23 protein-coding genes and 1 pseudogene are annotated in these 23,654 nt (G+C 33.6%); 15 read left to right on the top strand and 9 right to left on the bottom strand.

What is annotated here, in order from left to right; all coding sequences use genetic code 11:
* Window positions 1-50 precede the first annotated feature (50 nt).
* The 12 genes from KAOT1_RS09130 (at window position 51) to KAOT1_RS09075 (ending at window position 9,436) form a co-directional block, all read left to right on the top strand.
* Window positions 51-605 (top strand): RNA polymerase sigma factor, encoded by a 555-nt coding sequence (locus KAOT1_RS09130; RefSeq protein ID WP_007094498.1) that lies wholly within the window; start codon window positions 51-53, stop codon window positions 603-605.
* Window positions 602-1,408 (top strand): anti-sigma factor, encoded by an 807-nt coding sequence (locus KAOT1_RS09125; protein WP_007094497.1) that lies wholly within the window; start codon window positions 602-604, stop codon window positions 1,406-1,408. The genes KAOT1_RS09130 and KAOT1_RS09125 overlap by 4 nt, the downstream gene beginning before the upstream one ends.
* Window positions 1,409-1,590: 182 nt before the next feature.
* A complete protein-coding gene (locus KAOT1_RS09120) occupies window positions 1,591-2,121 on the top strand; it encodes an AAA family ATPase (RefSeq protein ID WP_007094496.1) in 531 nt (176 codons plus the stop codon).
* Between the two features lie 93 nt (window positions 2,122-2,214).
* Window positions 2,215-2,799, top strand: a complete 585-nt coding sequence (locus KAOT1_RS09115; RefSeq protein ID WP_007094495.1) for a hypothetical protein — start codon at window positions 2,215-2,217, stop codon at window positions 2,797-2,799.
* A complete protein-coding gene (locus KAOT1_RS09110; RefSeq protein WP_007094494.1) occupies window positions 2,796-3,824 on the top strand; it encodes a hypothetical protein in 1,029 nt (342 codons plus the stop codon). The genes KAOT1_RS09115 and KAOT1_RS09110 overlap by 4 nt, the downstream gene beginning before the upstream one ends.
* Window positions 3,825-3,827: 3 nt before the next feature.
* A complete protein-coding gene (locus tag KAOT1_RS09105; protein ID WP_007094493.1) occupies window positions 3,828-4,610 on the top strand; it encodes a hypothetical protein in 783 nt (260 codons plus the stop codon).
* A gap of 27 nt (window positions 4,611-4,637) precedes the next feature.
* The gene (locus tag KAOT1_RS09100; RefSeq protein WP_157560086.1) at window positions 4,638-5,144 is read left to right on the top strand and encodes a zinc ribbon domain-containing protein; all 507 of its coding nucleotides are present in this window, start codon (window positions 4,638-4,640) and stop codon (window positions 5,142-5,144) included.
* A 20-nt stretch (window positions 5,145-5,164) separates the two neighbouring features.
* Complete coding sequence (locus tag KAOT1_RS09095; protein WP_007094491.1) at window positions 5,165-5,938, top strand: hypothetical protein; 774 nt, start codon at window positions 5,165-5,167, stop codon at window positions 5,936-5,938.
* Window positions 5,939-5,989: 51 nt separating this feature from the next.
* Window positions 5,990-7,228, top strand: coding sequence for an MFS transporter (locus KAOT1_RS09090; protein ID WP_083777298.1), 1,239 nt, complete (start codon window positions 5,990-5,992; stop codon window positions 7,226-7,228).
* Window positions 7,229-7,237: 9 nt separating this feature from the next.
* On the top strand, window positions 7,238-8,206 hold the full coding sequence (locus tag KAOT1_RS09085; protein ID WP_007094489.1) for a tetratricopeptide repeat protein: 969 nt from the start codon (window positions 7,238-7,240) through the stop codon (window positions 8,204-8,206).
* Between the two features lie 36 nt (window positions 8,207-8,242).
* Entirely contained in the window at window positions 8,243-8,788 is a 546-nt protein-coding gene (locus tag KAOT1_RS09080) for a hypothetical protein (protein ID WP_007094488.1), read from the top strand.
* Between the two features lie 54 nt (window positions 8,789-8,842).
* Entirely contained in the window at window positions 8,843-9,436 is a 594-nt protein-coding gene (locus KAOT1_RS09075; protein WP_007094487.1) for a hypothetical protein, read from the top strand.
* Window positions 9,437-9,460: 24 nt separating this feature from the next.
* Here the strand turns inward: KAOT1_RS09075 and KAOT1_RS09070 are convergent, their stop codons facing one another.
* The 3 genes from KAOT1_RS09070 to msrB form a co-directional block, all read right to left on the bottom strand.
* The gene (locus KAOT1_RS09070) at window positions 9,461-10,024 is read right to left on the bottom strand and encodes a DUF1572 domain-containing protein (RefSeq protein ID WP_007094486.1); all 564 of its coding nucleotides are present in this window, start codon (window positions 10,022-10,024) and stop codon (window positions 9,461-9,463) included.
* 51 nt (window positions 10,025-10,075) lie between these two features.
* Window positions 10,076-10,651 (bottom strand): uracil-DNA glycosylase family protein, encoded by a 576-nt coding sequence (locus KAOT1_RS09065; protein WP_007094485.1) that lies wholly within the window; start codon window positions 10,649-10,651, stop codon window positions 10,076-10,078.
* 116 nt (window positions 10,652-10,767) lie between these two features.
* On the bottom strand, window positions 10,768-11,277 hold the full coding sequence (msrB, locus tag KAOT1_RS09060) for a peptide-methionine (R)-S-oxide reductase MsrB (RefSeq protein WP_007094484.1): 510 nt from the start codon (window positions 11,275-11,277) through the stop codon (window positions 10,768-10,770).
* 213 nt (window positions 11,278-11,490) lie between these two features.
* Between msrB and glgA the strand changes: the two genes are divergently transcribed.
* Together glgA and KAOT1_RS09050 are read left to right on the top strand one after the other, a co-directional pair.
* A complete protein-coding gene (glgA, locus tag KAOT1_RS09055; RefSeq protein WP_007094483.1) occupies window positions 11,491-12,693 on the top strand; it encodes a glycogen synthase in 1,203 nt (400 codons plus the stop codon).
* 5 nt (window positions 12,694-12,698) lie between these two features.
* Complete coding sequence (locus KAOT1_RS09050) at window positions 12,699-13,967, top strand: glucose-1-phosphate adenylyltransferase (protein ID WP_007094482.1); 1,269 nt, start codon at window positions 12,699-12,701, stop codon at window positions 13,965-13,967.
* Between the two features lie 217 nt (window positions 13,968-14,184).
* Here the strand turns inward: KAOT1_RS09050 and KAOT1_RS09045 are convergent, their stop codons facing one another.
* The 6 genes and pseudogenes from KAOT1_RS09045 to KAOT1_RS09020 form a co-directional block, all read right to left on the bottom strand.
* A complete protein-coding gene (locus KAOT1_RS09045; RefSeq protein ID WP_007094481.1) occupies window positions 14,185-14,577 on the bottom strand; it encodes a hypothetical protein in 393 nt (130 codons plus the stop codon).
* Window positions 14,578-14,878: 301 nt separating this feature from the next.
* Window positions 14,879-15,379, bottom strand: coding sequence for a hypothetical protein (locus KAOT1_RS09040; RefSeq protein WP_007094480.1), 501 nt, complete (start codon window positions 15,377-15,379; stop codon window positions 14,879-14,881).
* A gap of 343 nt (window positions 15,380-15,722) precedes the next feature.
* The gene (locus tag KAOT1_RS09035) at window positions 15,723-16,766 is read right to left on the bottom strand and encodes an OmpA family protein (RefSeq protein WP_007094479.1); all 1,044 of its coding nucleotides are present in this window, start codon (window positions 16,764-16,766) and stop codon (window positions 15,723-15,725) included.
* 423 nt (window positions 16,767-17,189) lie between these two features.
* On the bottom strand, window positions 17,190-17,768 hold the full coding sequence (locus KAOT1_RS09030) for a suppressor of fused domain protein (RefSeq protein ID WP_040559437.1): 579 nt from the start codon (window positions 17,766-17,768) through the stop codon (window positions 17,190-17,192).
* A 219-nt stretch (window positions 17,769-17,987) separates the two neighbouring features.
* Window positions 17,988-19,382 (bottom strand): annotated as a pseudogene (locus tag KAOT1_RS09025) (IS1182 family transposase); the annotation flags it as partial.
* A 195-nt stretch (window positions 19,383-19,577) separates the two neighbouring features.
* Window positions 19,578-20,588 (bottom strand): hypothetical protein, encoded by a 1,011-nt coding sequence (locus KAOT1_RS09020; RefSeq protein ID WP_007094476.1) that lies wholly within the window; start codon window positions 20,586-20,588, stop codon window positions 19,578-19,580.
* 1,128 nt (window positions 20,589-21,716) lie between these two features.
* On the opposite strand from KAOT1_RS09020, the gene KAOT1_RS09015 reads away from it, so the two are divergent.
* Entirely contained in the window at window positions 21,717-23,654 is a 1,938-nt protein-coding gene (locus tag KAOT1_RS09015; protein ID WP_007094475.1) for an alpha-1,4-glucan--maltose-1-phosphate maltosyltransferase, read from the top strand.

Here is a 23,654-nt window from a genome sequence, read left to right as displayed (position 1 = left end):
GATGAGCTAGGTGAATTTTTTTTTTAAATTTGATAAGATTTATTTCAAAAGTGAAAGACAACACCTTACTTATTGAGCAATTTCAAAATCGTGATGAAGCTGCGCTATCCAAGCTATACGACTCGTATTCTGGTGCTATTTATGGTGTAATTATTCGGATGTGTAGAAATGAAGAAGCTGCCCAAGAAATTTTACAAGAAACTTTTATGAAAGCTTGGAATAAATCACATTTGTACGACGCATCTAAAGGAAAATTTTATACATGGCTGTATAGAATTGCTAGAAATACAACGTTAAATTTTCTTAGAAAACAGGATAAACTCATCCAAACGGAAGATTTAAGTGTATATAAAGATGAAGGTATAACAGAAAATCAAGAATTGCATACAGAGTTGAAAGGTGTATTGGCAAAGTTAGAACCACATCACCAAAAAGCGATACAACTCGTATATTTCAACGGACTTACACACAAAGAAGCACACGAAGAAATGGGCGTTCCGTTAGGAACTTTCAAATCGTATGTGCGCCAAGCTGTTGAAAAATTACGCGGACATTATGCAAAGGAATCGCTGATATTAATTTGTATATTAGAACTGTTGACATGAAAGATAGAAAAACTATCATAGAAAGCGGAATGTTAGAAATGTACTTGCTTGGCTTATTGCCAGATGAGCAAGTAACTGCGCTTGAAAAAATGTTAGCAGAAGATGCTGTTTTGGCTAAAAAATATGCTGAAATTGAACAAGACTTCGAAAATGTTTCATTAGAAAACGCCATACAACCTCCAAACTTCATCAAAGAAGACCTTTTTGCAGCAATACAAGAAGAAGCAAATGTAAAAACGCTTCCCAAAGAAGAAAAACTAGCCGACGAGCAAAATGGTGGAAAAACGGTATCATTTTTATGGATAGGAATTGCCGCTGGAATCGCTGCTATGTTTATGATAAGTGCTTTGTGGATGTTTAATCAATGGAATGCAACACAGAATGATTTGCAAATCACACAACAAGAATTACAAACTATCAAAGAACAAATAGCAAATTTAGAAGGAAACTTAAAAGATGCTGAATTGCTCGCGGAAGTAGTAAAAGACCCAAACACGTTGCAATATTCTTTAAAAGGAAATGATAAAATTCCTAACGGATTTGCTACAGCATACATCAATCATCAAGATAAATCTGCCATTGTAAACGCTCAAAAACTTCCTGCGTTGCCAGCCGATAAAACCTATCAAATGTGGGCAGATGTTGATGGCGAAATGATAAATATGGGAATCATTGACAAAAGTAAAGATGTCGTTGTATTAAATTATATTGACAAAGCAACTTCGTTAAACATCACTATTGAACCTGCTGGCGGAAGCGATCATGCAACGGTATCACAATTGGTAACCAACGTTTATCTGTAGAATTTTACAATACTCACTTTTTATTCATTCCGAAACATTCCGAGAAAACTTGTCACATTTGTACGTCTCTACTATAAGTTGACAATTTTACTATAAATTTGAAAATCGATTTTATAAAAGAAAAGTTATACCAAACTCCTTTAAATTCGTCTGAATTTTTTAGATACACAAAAAAAGCAACAATGAAAATCCTTATCATCGGTGCATCAGGTTCAGGAACCACAACATTGGCAAAAGAATTGGCAGAGGTAATAGAATGCAAACATTTGGATGTCGATGACTATTATTGGAAGCCAACCAATCCGCCGTTTCAAATAAAAGTTACTTCGGAAGAACGAAACAAAAAGCTACAAACAGATTTTGAAAACTCCGAAGATGTAATTGTCAGTGGTTCGTTGGTAAGTTGGGGAAGTTATTGGCAAACCGCCTTCGATTTGGTTGTTTTTGTCACACTAGAAAAAGAAATTCGTTTGGAACGACTGCAAAAACGAGAACTAGCACGTTACGGAGACAAATTGCAAACAGATACGGAGATTCAAGAACGATCGCAAGCATTTTTGGCGTGGGCATCTCGTTATGACGATTTAAAATTTACAGGTCGTTCTATCAAAACTCATCGCGATTGGCTAGCTTCGATTTCCTGTGAAATTGTTGAAGTAAATAGTAAAAATGCTGTTGAATACAATGTGTTTCAAATCTTAGAGAAATTTTAGTAATTTCATGTAAATTCATCGCATTTGTAACATTTTTTGGCACACAACTACATATAATTGTATATTTCATCACGAGAAAATGAACCCTAACTATTGAAAGAACACTACAATTTTAATCCGTTTGCTGGCGTGTTAGATCACGAAATCAGTCATACGATTGTACCGCGATTTTCGGTTGCTGAGATTGCATCTTATATTGAGAATAATCCGTCGATTGCTATTGAATTTTTAGGTAAACAAGGACGCGGAAAAACCACACATTTAATTTGGCTGCAACAGCAATTACCACACTATCCAATTTTTCTATTGGAAAAAGGAGCAAAGGTTTCAGAGATTATTCAGCATACCGCAAACATCGTTTTTGTAGACAGCATTCACCATTTGAGTTTTAAAGAACGTGTACAACTGTTTACCACAAAAAAAGTAGTGATTTATACAACACATTACACACGAAAAATATCGTGCTTGTTGGTAAAAAAGCCCATGAAAACGATTCGTTTCAAAGGAATTGATACCAAAATCTTAGGTAAAATTATACACAACAGATTGTTGCTTGCGCAAAACGAAACATCGATGAAACAGACAACTTTCAGCGAAAGCGAATTAAAAAAAATCATTCAGAAATATGGCGACAATTACCGTGGAATTATTAACAAACTTTACGAAAAATATCAATGAGTAGTGCTACATTACAAGCAGAAGTTTTTATCAATCAAACTCATGACGGACGTGCTTCTTCAGGGTATTTAGAACTCGTTTCTTCTGAAAATATTTTGATAGATTCCATTTTGGCAGACATCCATTTTGAAGCTCGCGGACGTATGCGCGGGCAGAAAGAAACATTGACTACTTTTCCAATTATTGTTGAACCAACTTTGGTAAAAGCTCACGAAGAAACCATCTTGCCGTTTACGTTTTTTTTAGATGATGCGCCAATTCAAAGTTATCATGGAAGAAATGTGAGTTTTAGCTATACTTGCGAGGTCACAATGCAAGTACATAAAGATGATTTTAAGAAATTAGGATTGAGTTTATTTTCGAGCGTGAAATCGTTTATGACATCCGATAGAAGACTGCGAACACTGAAAAAATTCGACATAAAAGATACCAACAGTTCCTTTAAAGTACGAGAAGGAACGTATGATTTTTCATTGAAAAAAAACTATGGTATTTCTGTGATCTTGGCATTTTTGCTTTTCTTATTATATGTACTTTTTGTGCCTGAAATGAACGTTGCGTATCTGGTTTTGGGAATTGTAGTTTTAATCATTACAACGATTATCACGCAAGCACTTATGGAATCTTCTTTGAGAAAAATAGCAATGAAACTTGAGCATGAAGGCGACAATTTTCGCTGTACGGTTGATAAAACAAAAAAGTTTACCTTGAAAGAACCTACGTTGTTTTATGAAATCATTGAAAAAGTCACGGACAGGCGCGGAACAAAAACCTCAACAAGCATCGAAACGGTGTATATTTCCGAAAGAAAATCATTGAATAATTTTAGAAAAAATGCTGAATTTTCATTTCCGTATGTCAACAATCCAGATTTGGCAACGTTGGAACTAGACGACGTAGCTATTTTTTGGCAAATGACCATAACAGGAACTACAAGTTTGGGGCTTAAATTAAAACTGACTAGCAAATTTCCCGTTAAAAAAGAAAAACTTGTAGACGATAAAGAAGCGTTGGTTACCTTATAATATATGTTTCAACAGAAAAAATCAACATACGTAGAAAACGCACAACAACTGGCTTTTTGCAAAGTCTGTAAAAATAGATTGTTTGCTACTGATGAAACTTTGCTTTGCAGATTGACGAATGCTGTTGCTAATTTTGAAACCGAATGTACTACATTTAGCTTAGATGACGAATCGCTGGAAACTACAGAAAATAATGTTCGCCAAAACATTATCAAATTTATTCACAAAAACTACTTTACATTTCAACTAAAAGATGAAAATTACAAGTGGTTATTTCACAAAGTAGCAACTCCAAAATACAAAACGGTTCAGGAGACGCACGGACTATCGTTTAAAGATATCAACACAAATCAAGAAAGAGTCGGTTGGAGCTTTTGTGCAATTGTTGCAGTAGTGTTTGGCTATACTTGGACAACAGAATCTTGGCACATTCTTATTTGGTTACTCACGCTTTTTGTAGCAATTGGTTTCTTTATTTACGCTATATTCACGTTGTTCTATTACAAACACAAAACCGTATTGAGAACCACTGCAGAAGGTTTGTATTATCACGATCAATTGTATCATTGGAGTGATATTAATGATTTTTGCTTTTTAGATACTTCACAAGAAAAAGAAAAAAATATACGTGTTATTATCGGAACAATTTCTAGTGGAATTGTAGCATTTAATCTTACTAAAATTGATATAGCGGAAGCTGAACTTATCGAAATTTTAAACCTGAATATCGCACAACATTACACCATTTTAGACAAAAAAAGAGGCGCTATGATTGTTTCTGAATAATAATCTTATCTTTAATGAAAATCACACATGAAAAATTGTATCAACTGTAATAGTTCGATGGAAGCCACTGCACATTTTTGTCCGGAATGCGGCACAAATCAAGGTGTAAAAGTGGTGTATATTGATAGAAACGACAAACCTGTTGGCTTAATCGTTTTGTGCGTGTTGACTATTTGCGGTTCACTTTTTACCATTGGACGTGCCATTATATACGAACTTTTTGCCGCCATTACAGAAGATGAAGGCATTGCTACAAGAGGATTGATATACATATTAACTTCGGTTGGAACCATCATTGGTGCAGTTTTAATGATTTCGAGAAAATTAATTGGATTGTACATCTATTCGGTAAGTCAGGTAATATATATCATTACACTTGTTATTGCAATATATACGCATAACAGCGAAACTGGTTTTGTGCCAAGAAATGGTTTGGCAGATATGTCGGGTATTATGATCTTTTACTTCGGACTTCCTGCGTTGATCTTTCTCGGCGTGTATTGGCTGAAAGATATTCGAAAATACTTATATTAATTTCCTCTAAATAAACAATTATGGGTTGGAAAACATCAATGGTTTTAATTGAAAACCGATATGGTTTTAATGATGAAACGGCGCTTTTAAAAGCACTTGGAAAGGCGAATTACGAATTTGACAAAGAAGTTTTGTTTGAAGAATGTTTGTATCCAAATGACGAATCAATCAATATTGGATATCACAATAACACGCTGATTATTTGTGACGATTATCAAATTACCCAACACGCTATAGAACTTTCGGATGGATTAAATTTATCACCACCAGAAACCGCGTTGGTTTCTATATTTCCACATGCAGAAATATTATCGGTATCATGTCATAGTGTTTCAAATTTTCACGGATATGCTTTGATACGTCGCGGATTGAAAACACGTTTAAAAATGGCTGTTGATGGCGAATGTATTGCACATGGTGAACCTTTTCAAGAAGAACTAGAAATTTATAAAAATTCGTATGAAGAAGATGGAATTCGTTATTGGAAAGATGAAAACTATCCTGATGAACCATTTACGGAAGATGCATACATGGAAGATTTCACCTTTGGAGTCGCCAAGCGATTATTAGGCGTCAATTTAGATACAGTAGAAGGCTTCGAATTGATGCAGCATGTAAAATTTAAAAAGTACAAAGATCCAAACGCAAAGCCAAAAGAGTTACCAAACTTTGCAATGCGAACTTTGGAAGAAGAAGAAAAACATAACAAGCGTACCAAATGGTTGAAATACTTATTATATGCGTTACTTTTTTTAGCAATTGCTTATGCAAAATCTTGTTTACGGAATTCGTAAATTATCAAAAAAAACATACATAATACAACTCATAAAGCCTTCGTAAAGTAAATGGAACATACTTCAACACAAATAAGAACTAGCAATACAACCATAATACTATTATTACTTTTTCTTGAACGTATGTGTTATTATGGAATTCGTTCCATACTTATTTTGTATATGGTTGGAGAAGCACTTCAATTAGGTGATTACGGCGCGATTACTATTTACAAATACCTGACTTACTTTTTAATACTCACACAATTTATCGGTGGAATTTTTGGTGATTTTGTACTTAATAATAAAAAAGCAATACTCATTGGCGGATTATTAGCTGTTGTAGGTTGTATAAATACTATTCTTCCTTCTGAATATCTTGTGTATCTAGGATTGGCACTCATGACGTTCGGTACAGGTTTTATAAAAACAAACATACTAGCGGCATTTGGTAAAACGTATATTAATCATAAAAAATACCTTAACACAGCTTTCAGTTTTTACTATTTAATTGTAAATATTGGTGCGTTCATAGGATTCTCTCTGTTTGCTATTATAAGTACTAAATTAGGCTTTGTGGTAAGTTTTGGAATCGCTGCAATATTATATGTTGTAATATCATTGATTTCTTTGGCTATTTCCGAAGGAAAAGAAAAGCTTGAGTACGACATGCAAAAAGTTTCAAGTAACAGTGTTTTGTATGTGGTTGTAGCAATATTTCTATCGGCACTATTTTGGGGAATTTATGAATTGGGAGGAACTCATACATCGGTAATACTCTCAAATGGAGATTTTACAGGACAATTTGGGGACAACATTTCTTTAGGATTTATAAATCAATTAAACTTCTATATCATTGTTCCGTTACTTATTTTTGGTGGAATTCTTTGGTTAAAATTTCACCGTTCACAATTTCTAAAAATTGCTTTTGGATTTTTATGTATGTCACTCGCTTTTCTACAATTGACAAATGTTGCTATGGTTGATGTAGAAGATAGCTTATTTCACTTGATAAGCTCGATATTCTTTTTAGCGTTGGCAGAAATATGTATTGGTCCCATGGTTTTATCTATTGTCACACGGTATACAAATCCTAAATTTTTAACAATGACCATGGCTGCTTATGCAGGAATTAGTTTTTCAATTGTGTATATGCTTTCTCCAGTAAGTGATATTGTATATGATAAATCTGAACTCTTTACTTTTCTAGGAATGATTTTAGCAGCTGCAATTACAATTTTATTATTTTTAGCTGTGTTTTTGCGAAGGTACTATCTTAGAAACAATCAAAACCAATCATCAACTACTTAACATATAAACATGTCATTTTTCAAAAAACTATTTGGTCAAAAAAAGAAAACTTACGAAGAAGATAAAGCATTTACTATTTTCTTTGAGGATGCTTTGAGCAGATATTGTTATGATCCAGAAAAGAAAATCAGTGTAAAATTTTCATCACCAGAAGATAATACTGTCAAAATGCCGCCTTCTGCGGTATACATTGGCGCTTATGAAAAATGGAAAACCATTCAATCTGTTTGGGATCAACGAGGTGCTTTGTATGAATCCTTGGATGAAAATCATTCAAACTTATTGAATAAATGGCAATATATGGAACGCTTAATCATTGATCGTTATCCTACAAGAGCGTTACAATTTGTAAAAGAAAAAGCAAGCGAAGAAGACTTTCAAGATGTGGAATTTGTCACTTCTGTAGCGCGAAGTTTTTTCTTTGTGTCAAATTATGATGAAGCTTACAATTATAGCTTAAATGCGTTAAAAATAGAACCCAATCACAAACGTGCTAAAATTGTACTTGCGGATGCACTTCATATGTTGGGCGATCATGAAAAAGCGCATGAAATATACCACGATATTCTCGAAAAGACAGACTTAAAAGCTATTGAAGAAGATGGAGAAATCAATCTATTTGATCTCGTAAGTTTTCATGGGCAAATTTTGCATTCTTCCATATATGCAATTTCGTTATTGAGTGATGAGCGAATAGGAGAAGCTATGTGGAATGCTGTTGCAGAAGAATTTTATCACTGTCCACAATTTAGAACACAACATGCTTTTTGGTTATTTCAGAATGGAGAAAATCTCAAAGGAGTTGCCAAACTAATTTCTACAACACAAGAATTTCCACAACACGAAGAAGCTGTCATCAATGCACACAGTACCATTTTACAATTCAGAGAACAAATGAAGGCAGATCACTTGTGGCAAGATGAGTTGGAAACACTTACCAAAATCATTCAGGAAAACGAGTGGGAATTTGCTCGATAATTATAAAAAGGAATTGATGTCAATAAAATCATTTACATGAGAAAAAACATTACGAGATTTATCATAGTTTGTATTTTGTTGTTCATTTTCAAGGGTTTTCTCTATAGAAGTCTCGTTAATTACACAGAAATTGGAAAACGAAAAGGTCATACAATTACTAACGAAAAACTCATTGATAGGATAAAAAAAGAAACTATAAATGAAGAATTGACGCTAGAAACAATAGCAGAAATCAGTCAAGAAATTACGAGTAAAGAATTATATTTTGTATCTAGGTCATTAGAAGCAAATCCAAATACAAGCTTTAAAACAAAAGAAGCAAACTGCATCGGATATGCCGCGATGTGTAATGCCATTGGAAATTACATCATCAGACAAAATAAGCTGCAAGAAACCTACGAGTTCAAACACTTAGTCGGAAAAATGCACGTTCTCGGTTATGACATTCACGAACTATTTTCGAGTCCGTTCTTCAAAAACCACGATTACAATGTCATCATCCACAAAAAAACAGGCAAAAAAATCTATCTAGATCCAAGTGTATATGATTACACATGGATTGATCGTGTGTGTTCGGAATAATTTAATCGTAAACAAAAGATAACTTTATCATTAAACTCTAAAAATATTATAACATTGGATAAAATCTGGAAACCAAGAGGAGAAAAGTCAGATACATTGATTTTCATTCATGACGAATGTATTTACAAAGGACGACCAAGTAAAGAAGTCATAAGTATATTCAATATAGAAAGCACAAGCGAAAAAATACCTGTAGGATTGCTCAGTATTCCCTTTAGTTACATCCATAAAGTCATCAACCAAAAAGGTATCAATCATATCAAATTAATAGTAGGGAAAGATTCAGAAGAAGAATTATTTATAGAAGATGAAACCTTAAAAAATGAAATTTTTGAGTATTTAAAAAATAGGCTGTCAACATTTACATACACATCAGAAACACCGAGTGTATTTACTTACGCACGTGCAAAAATTATCGGAATAATAGTCTTAACACTGTTATTTTCTTGGGGATTTTACTTTGCTATTCAAATGGAAAGCGGATATGAATATAATGCAGCAAAAGGAATTACAGGAATTGCACTCGCTTTAGGAACGCTTGGAAGCAAGAACCTTCTAATAGGCTATGTTGTACTTTTGGGAATAATAATTTTTACACTGATTAAAAAACTAGAAACTCGTTCAGAAATTCAAATGCTAAAACGATAATTGTAGTCTAAATTTTAAATAAACCTACAAATCATCCGTAAAATGCGTTCGATCTTTCTCTTTGCTAAATTTATCCGCGTTGTAACTAGAAGATTTTCCTTTCGGAATAGACAATGATTTCCATTCTTCAGCACGAATCAATTTGGCAACATACACCAATTGTCCAATATGATACGGATAATGACACAATTGGCGCGTAATCGCTTCCAAAACCGTATGTCCTTGATTTCGGATATAGATAATTCGAGAAACATCGTCCGCTTGCAACGGATTGATCGCGTCAAACAAACATTGCCAACCTTTTTCCCAAGCGGCAATCATTTCGGCTTTCGTTTTATACGTTGCTTCAAACTCTGAATCGCGGTGACGCCAATCCTTTTCGCCATCTTCTGTTAAAAAATTTGTCCAACGACTCAACATATTTCCTACAATATGTTTCACAATAATTGAAATACTATTGCTATCTTCATGCTGTTGCCAATGAATAGCTTCGTCTGTTAATTGTGCAAACGTTTTATCGCCCAAACTTTTATAATAGGCAAACTGTTTGCGTGTACTTTCTAGATAATTTTCTGCTACGGAATTCATAAAAAAGATTTAATTCGATACTCTTGAAAGTTACTAAAATTAAAAAGTAATTTAAGAAGAAAGCAATCGATTTACCTTATCCTGCAATTTCGGAATCACCTCTTTTTCAAACCACGGATTTTTACGTAACCAAAAGCGATTTCTAGGTGATGGATGTGGTAGCGGAAAAAACTTCGGCAAGTAACTCTCATAATTAGAAACCGTTTCCGTTAAGGTTTTCTTTGCTTCATCTTTCAAATAATACTTTTGTGCATATTGACCGACAAGCAAAATTAATTCTGCTTCTTGCATCTTTGTTAGTAACTGTTTATGCCAAGCTGCTGCACATTCTTTTCGCGGTGGTAAATCGCCTGAAGTTCCTTTTCCTGGATAACAAAATCCCATCGGAATCAATGCAATATTTTTCGCATCATAAAAAATTTCGTCAGACACATTCAACCATTGGCGAAGTCGTTTTCCACTCATATCATTCCACGGAATTCCATTCTGATGTACTTTCAAACCTGGCGCTTGTCCGATTAAAATGATCTTAGAAGATTCATGCGCTGCCAAAACCGGATTCACACCAAGTGGTAAAAAATCTTTACAAATGGTACAACTTAGTATTTCTTCTAGTAAATTTTCCATGAATCTTACATTTCGACTGCGCTCAATGTGACACAGAAATAATAAATAACTCTAATAATCTAAAAAAGCGAAGCTCGGTCTAATATCTAACAGCGAAGCGATCTAAAATCTAAAGTCTATTCCTCAGGTACAAACTTCAAAGCAACTCCGTTTATACAATGTCGTTTTCCGGTTGGTTTTGGTCCGTCGTTAAACACGTGTCCCAAATGTCCGCCACAAGTCGCACAATGTTCTTCAGTACGTGCGTAACCAATCTTATAATCAGTACTAAACGCCACATTTCCTTCAATTTCTTTATAAAAACTTGGCCAGCCTGTTCCCGAATCAAACTTAGTTTCACTTTCAAATACTGGTGTATTACAACCAGCGCAGTGATACGTTCCTTTCTTATAATTTTTATTCAACGGACTGCTAAAGGCATATTCAGTTCCAGCTTCGCGCAACACATAAAATTCTTGATCGGTTAACTGCTTTCTCCATTCGGCTTCCGTTTTCGTAACTTTAAACTTCTTTTCCTGCGTTGTTTTTGTCTCTTTACTTTGAGCTATATTTTTCTGTTGTTTTTGAGCAGCAGAATTACAACTAAAAAACAAACCAACTAAGGCAATGAATACTATCTTTTTCATACGTTCTTTTTTATTTTTTTAAGCAATTTTATTTCTTAAAAATACGGTTTTTTACACAAATAGTTTGTCGTAACCATAAATGAATCATTACGAAAACCTTTTCGATTTAATATAAAGCTAACTGTCTCATAATTATAGCAATTATGTCATTTTAATTAACTAATTTTAAACTCTTTATCAAAAATCAACTAAGAAAAAGGTTAAAAAACAACAATGAAAGTACTTTTCTTTACAAAAGAATTTCCACCTTATGTTTACGGTGGAGCAGGAGTTCACGTAGAATATTTGGCAGACGAATTGAAACAACTAATGCAAGTTGAAGTACGCAGTTTTGGCGATCAGGAAATTAACTCTGAAAACCTAAGCATCACAGGATTTTCTGGCGATCATACAGACTTTGAATCAACTAATAAAAAGCTCAAAACTATTTTCAATACGTTGCAAACAAATTTGCACATGAATGCTAATGAAATTGATGCAGATGTTGTGCATTGTCATACATGGTACGCGCAGTTTGCAGGAATTATGGCAAAACTTTGTTACGGAAAACCGTTAGTGATTACAACACATTCACTAGAACCGTTACGACCGTGGAAACGCGAACAACTCGGTCGCGGATACGATACTTCTTCTTGGATTGAAAAAACAGCGATCGAAATGGCTGATGCGATCATTGCCGTTTCAGAAGAAACGAAAGTTGATGTTTTAAAACATTTCAATGTTGATGAAGCTAAAATAAAAGTCATCTACAACGGAATCAATCTACAGCAGTATCAATATACAGAAGAAACCTCAACGTTAAAAAAGTTCAATATTGATCCTTCCAAACCATATGTATTATTTGTGGGACGAATTACGCGTCAAAAAGGAATCATTCATTTGGTAAATGCCATCAAACATATAGATAAAGACACGCAAATTGTCTTATGTGCTGGCGCGCCAGATACGGAGGAAATCGCCAAAGAAATGCAAGAAAGTGTGGAAGCTGTTAAAAAAACACGCGACAATATCTTTTGGATTGAAGAAATGTTGCCAAAAAATGAAATTATTCAACTATACTCACATGCTACTGTTTTTTGTTGCCCTTCTATTTATGAACCGTTCGGAATCATTAATATAGAAGCAATGGCTTGTAAAACGGCGGTTGTGGCAAGTGCTGTTGGCGGAATAAAAGAAGTGGTAGTTGATAATGAAACAGGAATTTTAATCCAAGTCGAACAACAAAATACAGCTCCTTTTGAGCCGACACATCCAGAAAAATTTGCAAAAGATTTGGCTGACGGAATCAATAAAGTTGTCAACGACAGCGAACTCAGAAATAAAATGGAACTTGCAGGAAGAAAACGTGTAGAAGACTTTTTTGACTGGAAAGCCATTGCAAAACAAACAGAAAACCTATACAAAACGATCCTATAATAATTATGATAAACGACAAAGTACTAAGTATAATTCTTGGAGGCGGACAAGGCTCAAGACTCTATCCATTAACAGAAGCACGTTCAAAACCAGCCGTGCCAATTGCTGGAAAATACAGATTGGTAGATATTCCAATTTCTAACTGTATCAACTCAGATATCAAGCGTATGTATGTACTAACGCAGTTCAATTCGGCTTCGTTAAACAAACATATATCAAACACCTATCACTTTAGCTTTTTTAGTTCGGCTTTTGTTGATGTCCTTGCGGCAGAACAAACAATTTCGAGCGACAAATGGTTTCAAGGAACTGCCGATGCTGTACGACAAAGTATGCATCACTTCTTAAAAAATGACTTTGAATACGCGTTAATTCTTTCAGGAGATCAGTTATATCAGATGGATTTTAACCAAATGATTCAGCAGCATGAAAAATCGGGTGCAGAAATTTCCATTGCAACCTATCCTGTAAATGCAAAAGATGCAACTTCGTTCGGAATTATGAAAACGAATGATGAAAACGTGATTACGTCGTTTGTTGAAAAACCTTCAGCAGATGTATTGCCAGATTGGAAATCGGATGTAAGTAGGGAAATGAAGAAGGAAAAGCGATTGTATTTAGCATCAATGGGAATCTATATTTTTAACAGAGATTTGCTTATCAAATTGATGGACAATCCAGATACGGTCGATTTTGGAAAAGAAATCATTCCACAAAGTATTGACAAACACAAAACAGTAAGTTATCAATATGAAGGTTATTGGACAGATATTGGAAATATTGATTCGTTCTTTGAAGCTAATTTAGGATTGACAGACGATATTCCAAAATTCAATCTATACGATCAAAAACGACGAATATATACAAATGCGCGAATTTTGGCGACTTCAAAAATCTCAGGAACTACGTTAAATAATACAGTAATCTCTGATGGTTGTATCATTCAAGCTTCTAAAATAGAACGTTCTGTCATCGGAATTCGTTCACGTATCGGAAAAGATACCGTGATTGTAAACACGTATATGATGGGAAATGATTCATATGAATCTTTAGAAGAAATCGAAGAAAGTAAAATTGACATTTTGATGGGAATTGGCGATCGCTGTTATATTAAAAATGCAATTATTGACAGAAACTGTCGCATTGGTGACGATGTCAAAATAAATGGTGGTCCTGACTTAAAAGATATAGAAACCGACACCTATTTTGTAAAAGATGGTATTGTAGTTCTTAAAAAAGATGCGGTCATTCCTAAGGGAACGATTATTCAATAATTTTCAACCTTATAGAAGTTGAAAGTTATTGAATCTCGTTGAAGAATGGGATCTTTTCGATAATCAAAATAGATTTGTTAAAATCCTGCTTGAAGAAGTGGGATTTTTTCTTTTTAACAAGAATCAAAAGTAAAATGTTTTTATAAATACTAAGAATGCCTTGATTTTTAATTTATAAGATTGTGTAGTAGTTATTTATCGATGTTGGACATACTTTTTATTCATCTACGACTCCAATAAACATTAAATATTCAATTTCCGTATCATAGATTTCGAATAATTGTTTTTTACTCAGGTCAACTTTTTCTACATTCAGAGCATATTCCACCATTTGGTTAATATCCAATTCGGCATTCGATTCAGATTCGCTTTCAGGATTTGGACTATCAGAAGTCAGCCTAACGTTGTCCATATAATTCATTTCAGCAAGTAGCGCATCACGAATCAAATTCAAGTCAGTTTTTCTCTTATTTAACTTTAATGCAATGAAACACGTTGCTTCGTCTAAATCATAAATTTCTTTTCCAGCGTTATTTTCATTTACAGTACAGATTGGTTCGTTTCTACAACCAAAAAATGAGAGCAGGGTCAGGATTAATAATTTTTTCATGTTTCTTGGGTTAAATTATGTGTAATGTATTTTTTAGTCAAAAAAATGGACATATAAATAAGTCATTTCAGTTTGTTTTTCAGTCCACAAAAAATATTCACTAAACGTATGGTTTAGAAAATCATTTTCAAAATAAAGTCACTATTTGGCAACTATAGCTGTATTGTAAGCGGTACTAATTTTAAGTGTCAATAATAGGAGAACTCAAAAGAAAGGCACTCATAAAAGTGCTAAGAATGCCTTGTTTTTTTGAAATTATAAGGTTGTGCAACGGTTACCATTGTTGGCAACTGGCTTTTTTTTACTTCCTTCTTTTCCTTAAACTAATTATTTCATTTTTTAAATCTAATAGCGCTCTGATTTTTAAGTCGGAATATCGTTTTTCCTCTTTATATTCCTTTTCATATGTTTTTAAAAATTCAGATGTTGCAGTTATATTACTTTCAGGATATTCAAAACTACGAGTTAGTCCACAAGTATTAATTTCAATTTTATTTCCGTACAAATTAGCGTAAATCAACCACTTTCCTTTTTCGTCAATTATAGGTCCACATTGATTGTCGTAAAATCCACTATATATTTTTTCAATTTCATCTCCGTTAAAAGATTCTACAACTCTAACTTCAAAAGTGTTTTTTTCGGAATCAATTTTCAAAACTTCTCCAATAAAAATACATTCAGAATTTTCAAATTCGTAATCTTGAACAGCTTTCAAACTTTTCGGAATGGAACAATTGCAAGCAACTGCTTTTAAAGAAAATAAAGTTATAATTAGAAGTAATATGTTTAATTTATATTTCATTTTTTGCTTGTTGTCAACAGTTAGTATATGAAAAGTAGCAGGTTTTTACGTGCTAATTTTTCGGTTTATAGCTGACCTTTATTTTATTATTTATATTTCGTTTAAGCACTTAAATCGCTATTATTTATCTTATTACATGCAAGACAAGAAAATCTATCAAAAAAATTATGCAATCATTTTCAAAATAAAGTCACTATTAGGCAACGATATCTTGATTATAAACGGAGTTAATTTTAGAACTCTTATAACAAGAATAAAAAGAAAGGCACTCTTAAAAGTGCTAAGAATGCCTTGTTTTTTGTAGAATTATAAGGTTGTGCAACGGTTATCGGTATTATGCTCTTTAAATTTTCCTTAATTCAACTCTTCGGTTTTTAGCTTTTCCTTTATCTGTTGTATTATCTCCAATAGGTTTGGTTTGTCCAAACCCATCGCTTTTTAACCTTGATTCATCAATACCTTCATCAACCAGTGCCATAAGAACAGATTTAGCTCTATTTTTAGAAAGCTTCATATTATAAGATTCATCACCCGCATTATCAGTATGTCCTTCGATACTGATTTTTAAATTTGGATTTGTTTTTAACATTTTTGTGATTTCACTTATTATTTCATAGGAGTCTGCTTTGATTCTTGATTTTCCAGTATCAAAATTTATATGCAATGAAATAAAACCATTGGAGTTAATCTCATTTATGATATCTTCTGCGGTTATTTTTTCTATAGTTTGTTCAAATTCTTTTGATTCTACTATCCCAATTTGTGCAGAAACTACATCAGAATAGACTTGAATTCCAATTCTTTTAGTTGGTGTTTTTAATGCATACATACGAATAGGAGAATTTACTATGTCACCAACATAGAAATTATTAAAATAAGCGTAACGGTCGTTTACATTCGCTCCCTTTTGATTTACTAATTCATTTGGAATTTTACCTTCGAAAATAAGTTGAGCACCAATAGAATTTAAATAGTCTTTTATACTTTTATCAAAATAGTATTGATTCCACTCTTTATTTCCATCCATCATAATTCCCATTTTATCTACTCGTCCTTCTATGTCAAAAAATGATTTACCATTAAACATTTCTAGTTTATGGAAATCATAAGATTCTGTTCTGCTAGTATTTTTATCTACCTTCATCCCTTTTGGAGGTGTGATATATGGGTATACTCCAATGTCAAATGTTGACTCGGATATATTGTCCCAAGAAAATTCTTTTACTGTGTTATTAGACACATCTTTTACTTGTTTATTTTTATCAGAAATAGAAATTTCCTCATTAACAACTTCTTTTGATTGATTGTCATTTGTTTTTTTATCATTTTTACAAGAGATTAAAGCAGTAATTGCGAATAAGCTACTGATTAAGTTTATTTTTTTCATTACGATTCTCTGTTAGTTTTTTTAGTTATTGAGCACAACGTCGTTTGTATATGGTTTGTTGCATGGTTTAAGCACCTAATTTAGCAAATAAAAACCGAATAGAAAATCCGCAAGGATTTTCGTTGGTAAGCCTTCACTAGCAATGGATTATATACGTTGTGCCTGTTACACAAGTCGAAGATATTGAATAATTGCGTATCATATTGCATGCAAGACAAGAAAATCTATCAAAAAAATTATGCAATCATTTTCAAAATAAACTCACTATTTGGCAACTATAACTGTATTTTAAGCGGTGCTAATTTTAAATAGGAGTAGGAAAAATTAAAATAAATACTTCCTTAAAAGGACTAAAGTCAGCCAGTTTTTATAAAATTATTGGGTTGTGCAACGGTTACCGTTGTTGCCAGTAGTGTTTTTTAATTATTTTATTCTTTTTCTATTCACGTTGTACATATCAAAGTTCGGGTGTTTCCAAAATTTTTCAAGTCCGTTTTTCTCAATATATTTCATTTCAGATGCATAGATTGGATAAAGTCCAGCAATATTAATTTTGTAATTCAGTCCGATATCGATATTCGCAAAATCTTTTTTGTCCAAAATCGAAGGTGCGAATACAAGAAATGCGTCCATTTCCGATTCGTCCGATATTTTTTCTCTAAAGTTAATTGTGTTGCTGTAACTAAATGGACAATCTCCTCTTAAACTATTCGCTAAATATCCTGCAACTTGAGCCCAAGAAGCATCTTTCGAGTCAACTGTGATTATTAATTCAGGTCGTCCAAATTTCCATTCAGGATGACTTACGAGTGAAAGTCCGTATGTAATTCCAGTTATCATTCCTTTTTCAGGGATGTCTTTATAAACTATGCTTGTAACTCCAGCAATTCCGTCAGTTTCAGATTCCTCTTTGTAATATTCAGGTTCAGTTTGGAAAATTCTGTCCAAATGAGCCATAAACTTTTCGACTGGTGTTTTTTTCTTAAATAATCCTTTCAGCATAAAGATTGGTTTACATTACTGGCAACGGCAGTCTGTCTCAAAACTACCTATTAGGTTTCTAATTTACATTAAATTTTAAAATTACGTAGCTATTTTAAAGACTTCTTGTCTCTTGTAAAATAATGATTTTAACACGCTAATAATGCTCTTTTTGGGCTTATATAAGCGATTAACCCTTCTAAAATGACACAAACAAAGTTTTTTGGTACTCTTTGAAGCTTTGCCAATATTGATGATTCTTTTCAAATTGTAGGCTAAAGCAACTAATCCAAAATCAGCTGAAGCCGATTCAATTGTCCGTTTAGTAATGATATAATCAAATCCCCATTGTCTTTTGATGGTTCCAAAGGGATGTTCTACGATAGCTTGTCGCTTTTTGTAGGTATCTTCATTAACTTTTATACGTTCTGCATTGCCTTCAATAGCATGCGCATATTTACTTCGTTGCACGATCTTTCCATTTACTTTAGCTGTTGTACATAAGTTTCTAACAGGACAAGTTTTACACGCCTTGGTTTTGTATTGTTTGAACTTATAGTTACGTGCCTTATACCAATTTTGATTACTTGTTAGTTCTTGTTTTTGTGGGCATATATAACAATCTTTGTGTTTATCATATTTAAAATATTCTACATTATATTTAGGGTCAGGGGCTTGACTGGCTCTGCCAATATTAGGGATAGCAACTAATGTTTCGATACCTAACGAATGTGCAATATCAAATTCACTACCTGTATGATATCCTTTGTCATAAAGGGCAGTAAACTGATGATGTCTTAAAATAGATTTAGCTCTTCTGAGCATCATTCCCATGGCTTTCTTATCGTTTTGATTGGTGATTTTATAATCAATAAGTATGTTGTGTTTTTCGTCAACAGTAGTTTGTGCCGTATAGCAAACTTCTGTTATCATTCCTCTTACTATTTGATGTCTGCTATCTGGATCGCTAGTAGATAATTGAGGGTTTTCAGTAGTAGTATCAGCTTCTAATTCTTGCTTTATCTGCGTGTACTTAACTTGATGTCGTTTGTGTTTTTCAATGTTTTTCTGAATTTTAACTTTACTATCATTATCAGCAGTAGCCAATTCAGTATTGTATTGCGATAGTTTTTTATCAATATACGCTAAATGACGTTCAATCTTTTTCTTATTATAATTGTTTTTCTTGCTATTCTGCGCTCTTAATTTGGTGGAATCACCAGCGATAAGAACTCCACCAATCAGGTTAAAATTCTTAGCAATGGTTACACTTTGTCTGAAAACTCGTTTGATAGCTTTTGAGTTTTCTTTTCTAAAACGCGCTATCGTATTATGGTCTGGTTTAAGATTTTTCAAAAGCCATATCACTTCAATATTTCGGGAGCATTCTTTTTCTAAAACTCGTGAAGATCGTGTACGATTCATATACCCGTAAATGTATAATTTTAGTAAATCAGCAGGATCATAAGACGGTCTTCCTTGAGAAGCTATGGCGTCAAAACCTAATTCTTGTAAATTAAGTGAGTTTACAAATTTATCTATAAATCGTACAGAATTATCTTGAGGTATCATATCTTCAAGACAAGTAGTGTATAATGTAAGTTGTGTTCTCGAATCACCTTTTAAATATTCCATACTTAAATATCGGAATATTTAATATTAATAGAAAATAATATGCGAGTTTTGAGACAGTCTGACGGTCTCGGCTATGAGTAGTTGCGTGGGCTAGTACTTAACTTTGCAAGTACACACCAAACTGAAAATTCCGCAGGAATTTTCAGGATAAGCCTGTAATAACAATTGTTTATAGCCAATGTTGGGCATAGTTTTTTATTCGGTTTTTGTTACACTCTTGATTATTTCTACAATTTTACTATTCGAGTTATTTTCAGGGTCAGATTTTAAATATCCTGTTTGCTGATTAGAAAATATTGAATGTGTTGTTTCTAAAAGAACAGCATTTTTAGTAACGTCATCAGCACTCGCAGCACTTGAAAAAGTTTCAAATGTACTTAGTGCATTTTGTCGATGCTTATTCATTATCGCATTATGTTTATGTGCTTTATAATTTCTATTTGTTAAAGAAAGTCCATAAAATAATGCAGTAAGAATTACAATCTTGGTAATTGTGAATTGCACAATTTCAGTATTCTCTTTAAAATACAAGCCTAAGAAAGCCATTCCAATTGCGCTAACAATTATCGCAATAATAATCCACGTCGTGTATTTCAACCATTTTTTTGATTCAGTTTCGTGAAGCTCAGATTCTGCTTTAAATAGTGTTGAATGCTTAGAAACTCCGATTTGGGTAGCTGCACTTTTAGCGCTATCGAGTATGTCGTTTAATTCTTTTAGTTTTTTATCGCTTTCTTCTTTTGCTGTTTTCTTCTGTTCGTCTAATTCAGCTATGAGTTGATTCATTTTAGACCTCTCAACAGAAAGGTCGTTTGAATTTAAAAGTCCAATTGATAAGATTGGTACAGAATGGGTGTAATAAGCATCATACTTATCTCGAATATTATTTATTATTGTTTGACGCGCATTTGCTGCATTGTTTTGCGTTGGGTCAAAGTTTTTAGCTTTGTCAAAATAAGTTATCGCGTTATTTATTTGAGCATTAAATTGGTTCAGTAAGCTATATGGAACCTCTTGCAGGTTTACTTCTTTAACTCGTTTGAACAAATCGATAATTTTCACAAACTGTTCTTCAATCTCTTTAAAACTAAATTGTGTTCCTAATTCCTCTTCTCGAGTCAATTCCTCAATCCAGTAAGAAAGCATTTTTTCCAATCTTTCATTTACTTGATCTAGGGTAGTTTCAAATTGCTCTAATGTTGCCATTTATTTTGGTTGTTTTAAATTATGCCCAACATATGCATATACCGATTCAGTATATCATACCAATATTAAGTAATAACAGGAACTCATTTGTTAACAACTTCCTGTTATTTTTTATAAATGTAAAACAAAACGTACATATACGCAATGTGGTTTTCCATAAAACAATAAAAAGAAAAATGATGCGCAAGTAGTCTTTTGTATATTAGTTACAATAGCAACTTGCTTTGAAGTTTATATTTTCATTATAATGTAAAATAGCTATTTTTGATAAATTTTCAATAAAATCGTTTTTATGTAGTATTTTATTGAAAAATATACAAAATATATGACAGGGGAATGAATTTACATCAATGTTTTTAAATTCCCCTGTATCGGGGAATGTGTTTACATTCATGTTTTTGATTTCCCCTATGTTGGGGAATGTATTTACATAGATGTTTTTAACTTCCCCTATGTCGGGGAATGAATTTGCATTAATGTTTTTGATTTCCCCTGTATCGGGGAATGTATTTACATCAGTGTTTTTAATTTCCCGGACATTAGAAAATATATTTAACGTGAGTTCGACGTAAGAATTTTAGTTTGAAACTTTTCTTTTCCGCAGTATAGCAGGAGTTTTTCGTTAAAAATTTTCGAAACCTTGGAGAAAATTTAGAAAAATTCATGCGGTTTTAGTTTTTCCCTAAAAGAAAAACTAAAAATACCTCTGGAAAAGTTCCCTTTCTTTTGTTTCTTTTCTTTGGGTAAGCAAAGAAAACGAAAATAAAACACTGAAAATGAATTTCATAGCAGAATTATTTCTAAAATTACTATAAATGTAAATTGAATGATTTATATCGAACTGACGTTATTTACATTAATACTTTAAGTTTCCCTGAATTTCCGAAACCTATTCGCAACAATACTACATGTTTTATATAATCACCTACTTGTGTTGAGTAAAGTCAAAAGTAATACTCGTACTGAGTGGAGTCGAAGTAAACCTACTCGTACTGAGCGAAGCCGAAGTAAAACCCCAATCACGCAAACGTTGTAGTTTCAAAATCAATAAGATAATCGCGGAAACACTATGTGAATTGTAGTGATTTTTAGTAATTTCGAACTTTAGAACGCTAATAATTCCGAAAAATGCAAAACCAAAAACGCGTCGTTATCGATCATATTTCTCCACAACTCAACGGTGGCGAATTTTTTATCAAACGAATTGTAAATGAAATTGTCACTGTAAAAGCACATGTCTTGGTAGACGGACATGATGTGATTGCCGCTTCCATACGCTACAAACATGAAAAAGCAAAAACATGGAAAGAAGTACGCATGCAAGACCTTGGAAACGACGAATGGCAAGCCTCTTTTGTTGTAGAAAAACAAGGTTTTTACACCTACAAAATACAAGGTTGGGTTGATTATGCTTTAAATTGGCAACATGGAGCAGTACGTAAAATTGACGACAACCAACACATTACTTCGGAATTGCTAGAAGGAGCAGAATTGCTAAAACCATTGCTAAAAAAAACAACGAAAACGGAAAAGGACTTTATTGGCGATTGTATCGACGCATTTCAAGATGCAGAACGCTATAATGAAGCGATAGCTGCGGCTAAAAGTACGAAGTTACACGACATCTTTGTCAAATATCCAGAAAAGCATCTTGCGAACGAATCACACGAATTGCAAATCTATGTAGATCGTAAAAAAGCGCAATTCAGTACTTGGTACGAATTCTTTCCACGTTCAGCTTCGGAAACAGCAGGAAAACACGGAACCTTCAAAGATTGCGAACGTTTACTACCAAGAGTGGCAAACATGGGATTTGATACCTTATATTTCCCACCAATTCATCCTATTGGAGAAGTCAATCGTAAAGGGAAAAACAACACGACAGAAGCCAAAAAAGGCGATGTGGGTTCGGCTTGGGGAATCGGTTCACAATACGGCGGACACAAAGACACGCATCCAGCATTGGGAACAATTAACGACTTTAAACGTTTGGTTAAAAAAGCAAAAGAACACAACATCGAAATTGCTATGGATTACGCATTGCAAGCCGCGCCCGATCATCCTTGGGTAACTTCGCATCCAGATTGGTTCAAGTGGCGACCAGACGGAACGGTTCAATATGCCGAAAATCCACCAAAAAAATATCAAGATATCTTGCCAATCTATTGGGAAAGTGAAGATTATAAAAATCTTTGGAATGAATGTTTAAGCATTCTATTGCACTGGATTGACTGCGGCATTGAAGTATTCCGTGTAGACAATCCGCACACAAAACCGTACTATTTTTGGAATTGGATCATTGCGGAAGTCAAAAAGAAACATCCAAACGTGATCTTTCTCGCGGAAGCGTTTACCAAACCAAAAGTAATGCAACAATTAGCAAAACAAGGATACACACAATCATACACATACTTTACGTGGCGCGACAACAAGCATGAGTTGATTGAATACATGAACGAACTCACGCAAACAGATCAAAAAGAATACATGCGCCCGAACTTTTGGCCAAACACGCCAGACATCAATCCGTTTCACTTGCAAGGCGCCAACGAAGCAAAATACATTCAGCGATACGCATTGGCAGCAACCTTAAGTTCCAACATCGGAATTTACGGACCAGTTTTTGAGCAAATGATTGACGATGCGATTCCTGGAAAAGAAGAATACTACATGTCTGAGAAGTTTCAACTGTGTCACTACGATTGGGAAAAACAAAATAAACTCACCACATTAATAAGTAGAATCAACGCCATTCGTCATGAACATGAAGCGTTGCAACAAACGAATAATATCAAATTTTGCCACATAGAAAATGATAACTTATTAGGTTTTTACAAGTGGAATCAAGATCGGACAAGTGAAGTTTTAGTCATCATCAGTCTCGATCAATACTATTCGCAGCAAGGAAACTTTCAGTTGCCGTTGCAAGAATTAGGCATTCAGCACGGACACAAAGTAGAAGTGCATGATTTGGTCACAGGAAACAGTTACAATTGGTATAGCGAGTGGAATTTTGTAGAATTGCATCCTGCGTTGCCATTTCATATCTTTAAAGTCAACAAGTAG

Origin of the sequence: Kordia algicida OT-1, from assembly GCF_000154725.1 — a bacterium.
Taxonomy (GTDB): Bacteria; Bacteroidota; Bacteroidia; order Flavobacteriales; family Flavobacteriaceae; genus Kordia; species Kordia algicida.
The sequence above is the reverse complement of the archived record's forward strand: the minus strand, read 5'-3'. Positions and strand labels throughout refer to the sequence as shown.

Bases quoted from the DNA above. Each gene is read 5' to 3' on its own strand.
- KAOT1_RS09085 (WP_007094489.1), top strand. From the start codon at position 7,238: ATGTCATTTTTCAAAAAACTATTTGGTCAAAAAAAGAAAACTTACGAA.
- KAOT1_RS09040 (WP_007094480.1), bottom strand. From the start codon at position 15,379: ATGAAATATAAATTAAACATATTACTTCTAATTATAACTTTATTTTCT.
- KAOT1_RS09095 (WP_007094491.1), top strand. From the start codon at position 5,165: ATGGGTTGGAAAACATCAATGGTTTTAATTGAAAACCGATATGGTTTT.
- KAOT1_RS09015 (WP_007094475.1), top strand. From the start codon at position 21,717: ATGCAAAACCAAAAACGCGTCGTTATCGATCATATTTCTCCACAACTC.
- KAOT1_RS09100 (WP_157560086.1), top strand. From the start codon at position 4,638: ATGAAAAATTGTATCAACTGTAATAGTTCGATGGAAGCCACTGCACAT.
- KAOT1_RS09125 (WP_007094497.1), top strand. From the start codon at position 602: ATGAAAGATAGAAAAACTATCATAGAAAGCGGAATGTTAGAAATGTAC.
- KAOT1_RS09065 (WP_007094485.1), bottom strand. From the start codon at position 10,651: ATGGAAAATTTACTAGAAGAAATACTAAGTTGTACCATTTGTAAAGAT.
- glgA (WP_007094483.1), top strand. From the start codon at position 11,491: ATGAAAGTACTTTTCTTTACAAAAGAATTTCCACCTTATGTTTACGGT.
- KAOT1_RS09080 (WP_007094488.1), top strand. From the start codon at position 8,243: ATGAGAAAAAACATTACGAGATTTATCATAGTTTGTATTTTGTTGTTC.
- KAOT1_RS09070 (WP_007094486.1), bottom strand. From the start codon at position 10,024: ATGAATTCCGTAGCAGAAAATTATCTAGAAAGTACACGCAAACAGTTT.
- KAOT1_RS09045 (WP_007094481.1), bottom strand. From the start codon at position 14,577: ATGAAAAAATTATTAATCCTGACCCTGCTCTCATTTTTTGGTTGTAGA.
- msrB (WP_007094484.1), bottom strand. From the start codon at position 11,277: ATGAAAAAGATAGTATTCATTGCCTTAGTTGGTTTGTTTTTTAGTTGT.
- KAOT1_RS09050 (WP_007094482.1), top strand. From the start codon at position 12,699: ATGATAAACGACAAAGTACTAAGTATAATTCTTGGAGGCGGACAAGGC.
- KAOT1_RS09090 (WP_083777298.1), top strand. From the start codon at position 5,990: ATGGAACATACTTCAACACAAATAAGAACTAGCAATACAACCATAATA.
- KAOT1_RS09030 (WP_040559437.1), bottom strand. From the start codon at position 17,768: ATGCTGAAAGGATTATTTAAGAAAAAAACACCAGTCGAAAAGTTTATG.
- KAOT1_RS09120 (WP_007094496.1), top strand. From the start codon at position 1,591: ATGAAAATCCTTATCATCGGTGCATCAGGTTCAGGAACCACAACATTG.
- KAOT1_RS09105 (WP_007094493.1), top strand. From the start codon at position 3,828: ATGTTTCAACAGAAAAAATCAACATACGTAGAAAACGCACAACAACTG.
- KAOT1_RS09110 (WP_007094494.1), top strand. From the start codon at position 2,796: ATGAGTAGTGCTACATTACAAGCAGAAGTTTTTATCAATCAAACTCAT.
- KAOT1_RS09035 (WP_007094479.1), bottom strand. From the start codon at position 16,766: ATGAAAAAAATAAACTTAATCAGTAGCTTATTCGCAATTACTGCTTTA.
- KAOT1_RS09020 (WP_007094476.1), bottom strand. From the start codon at position 20,588: ATGGCAACATTAGAGCAATTTGAAACTACCCTAGATCAAGTAAATGAA.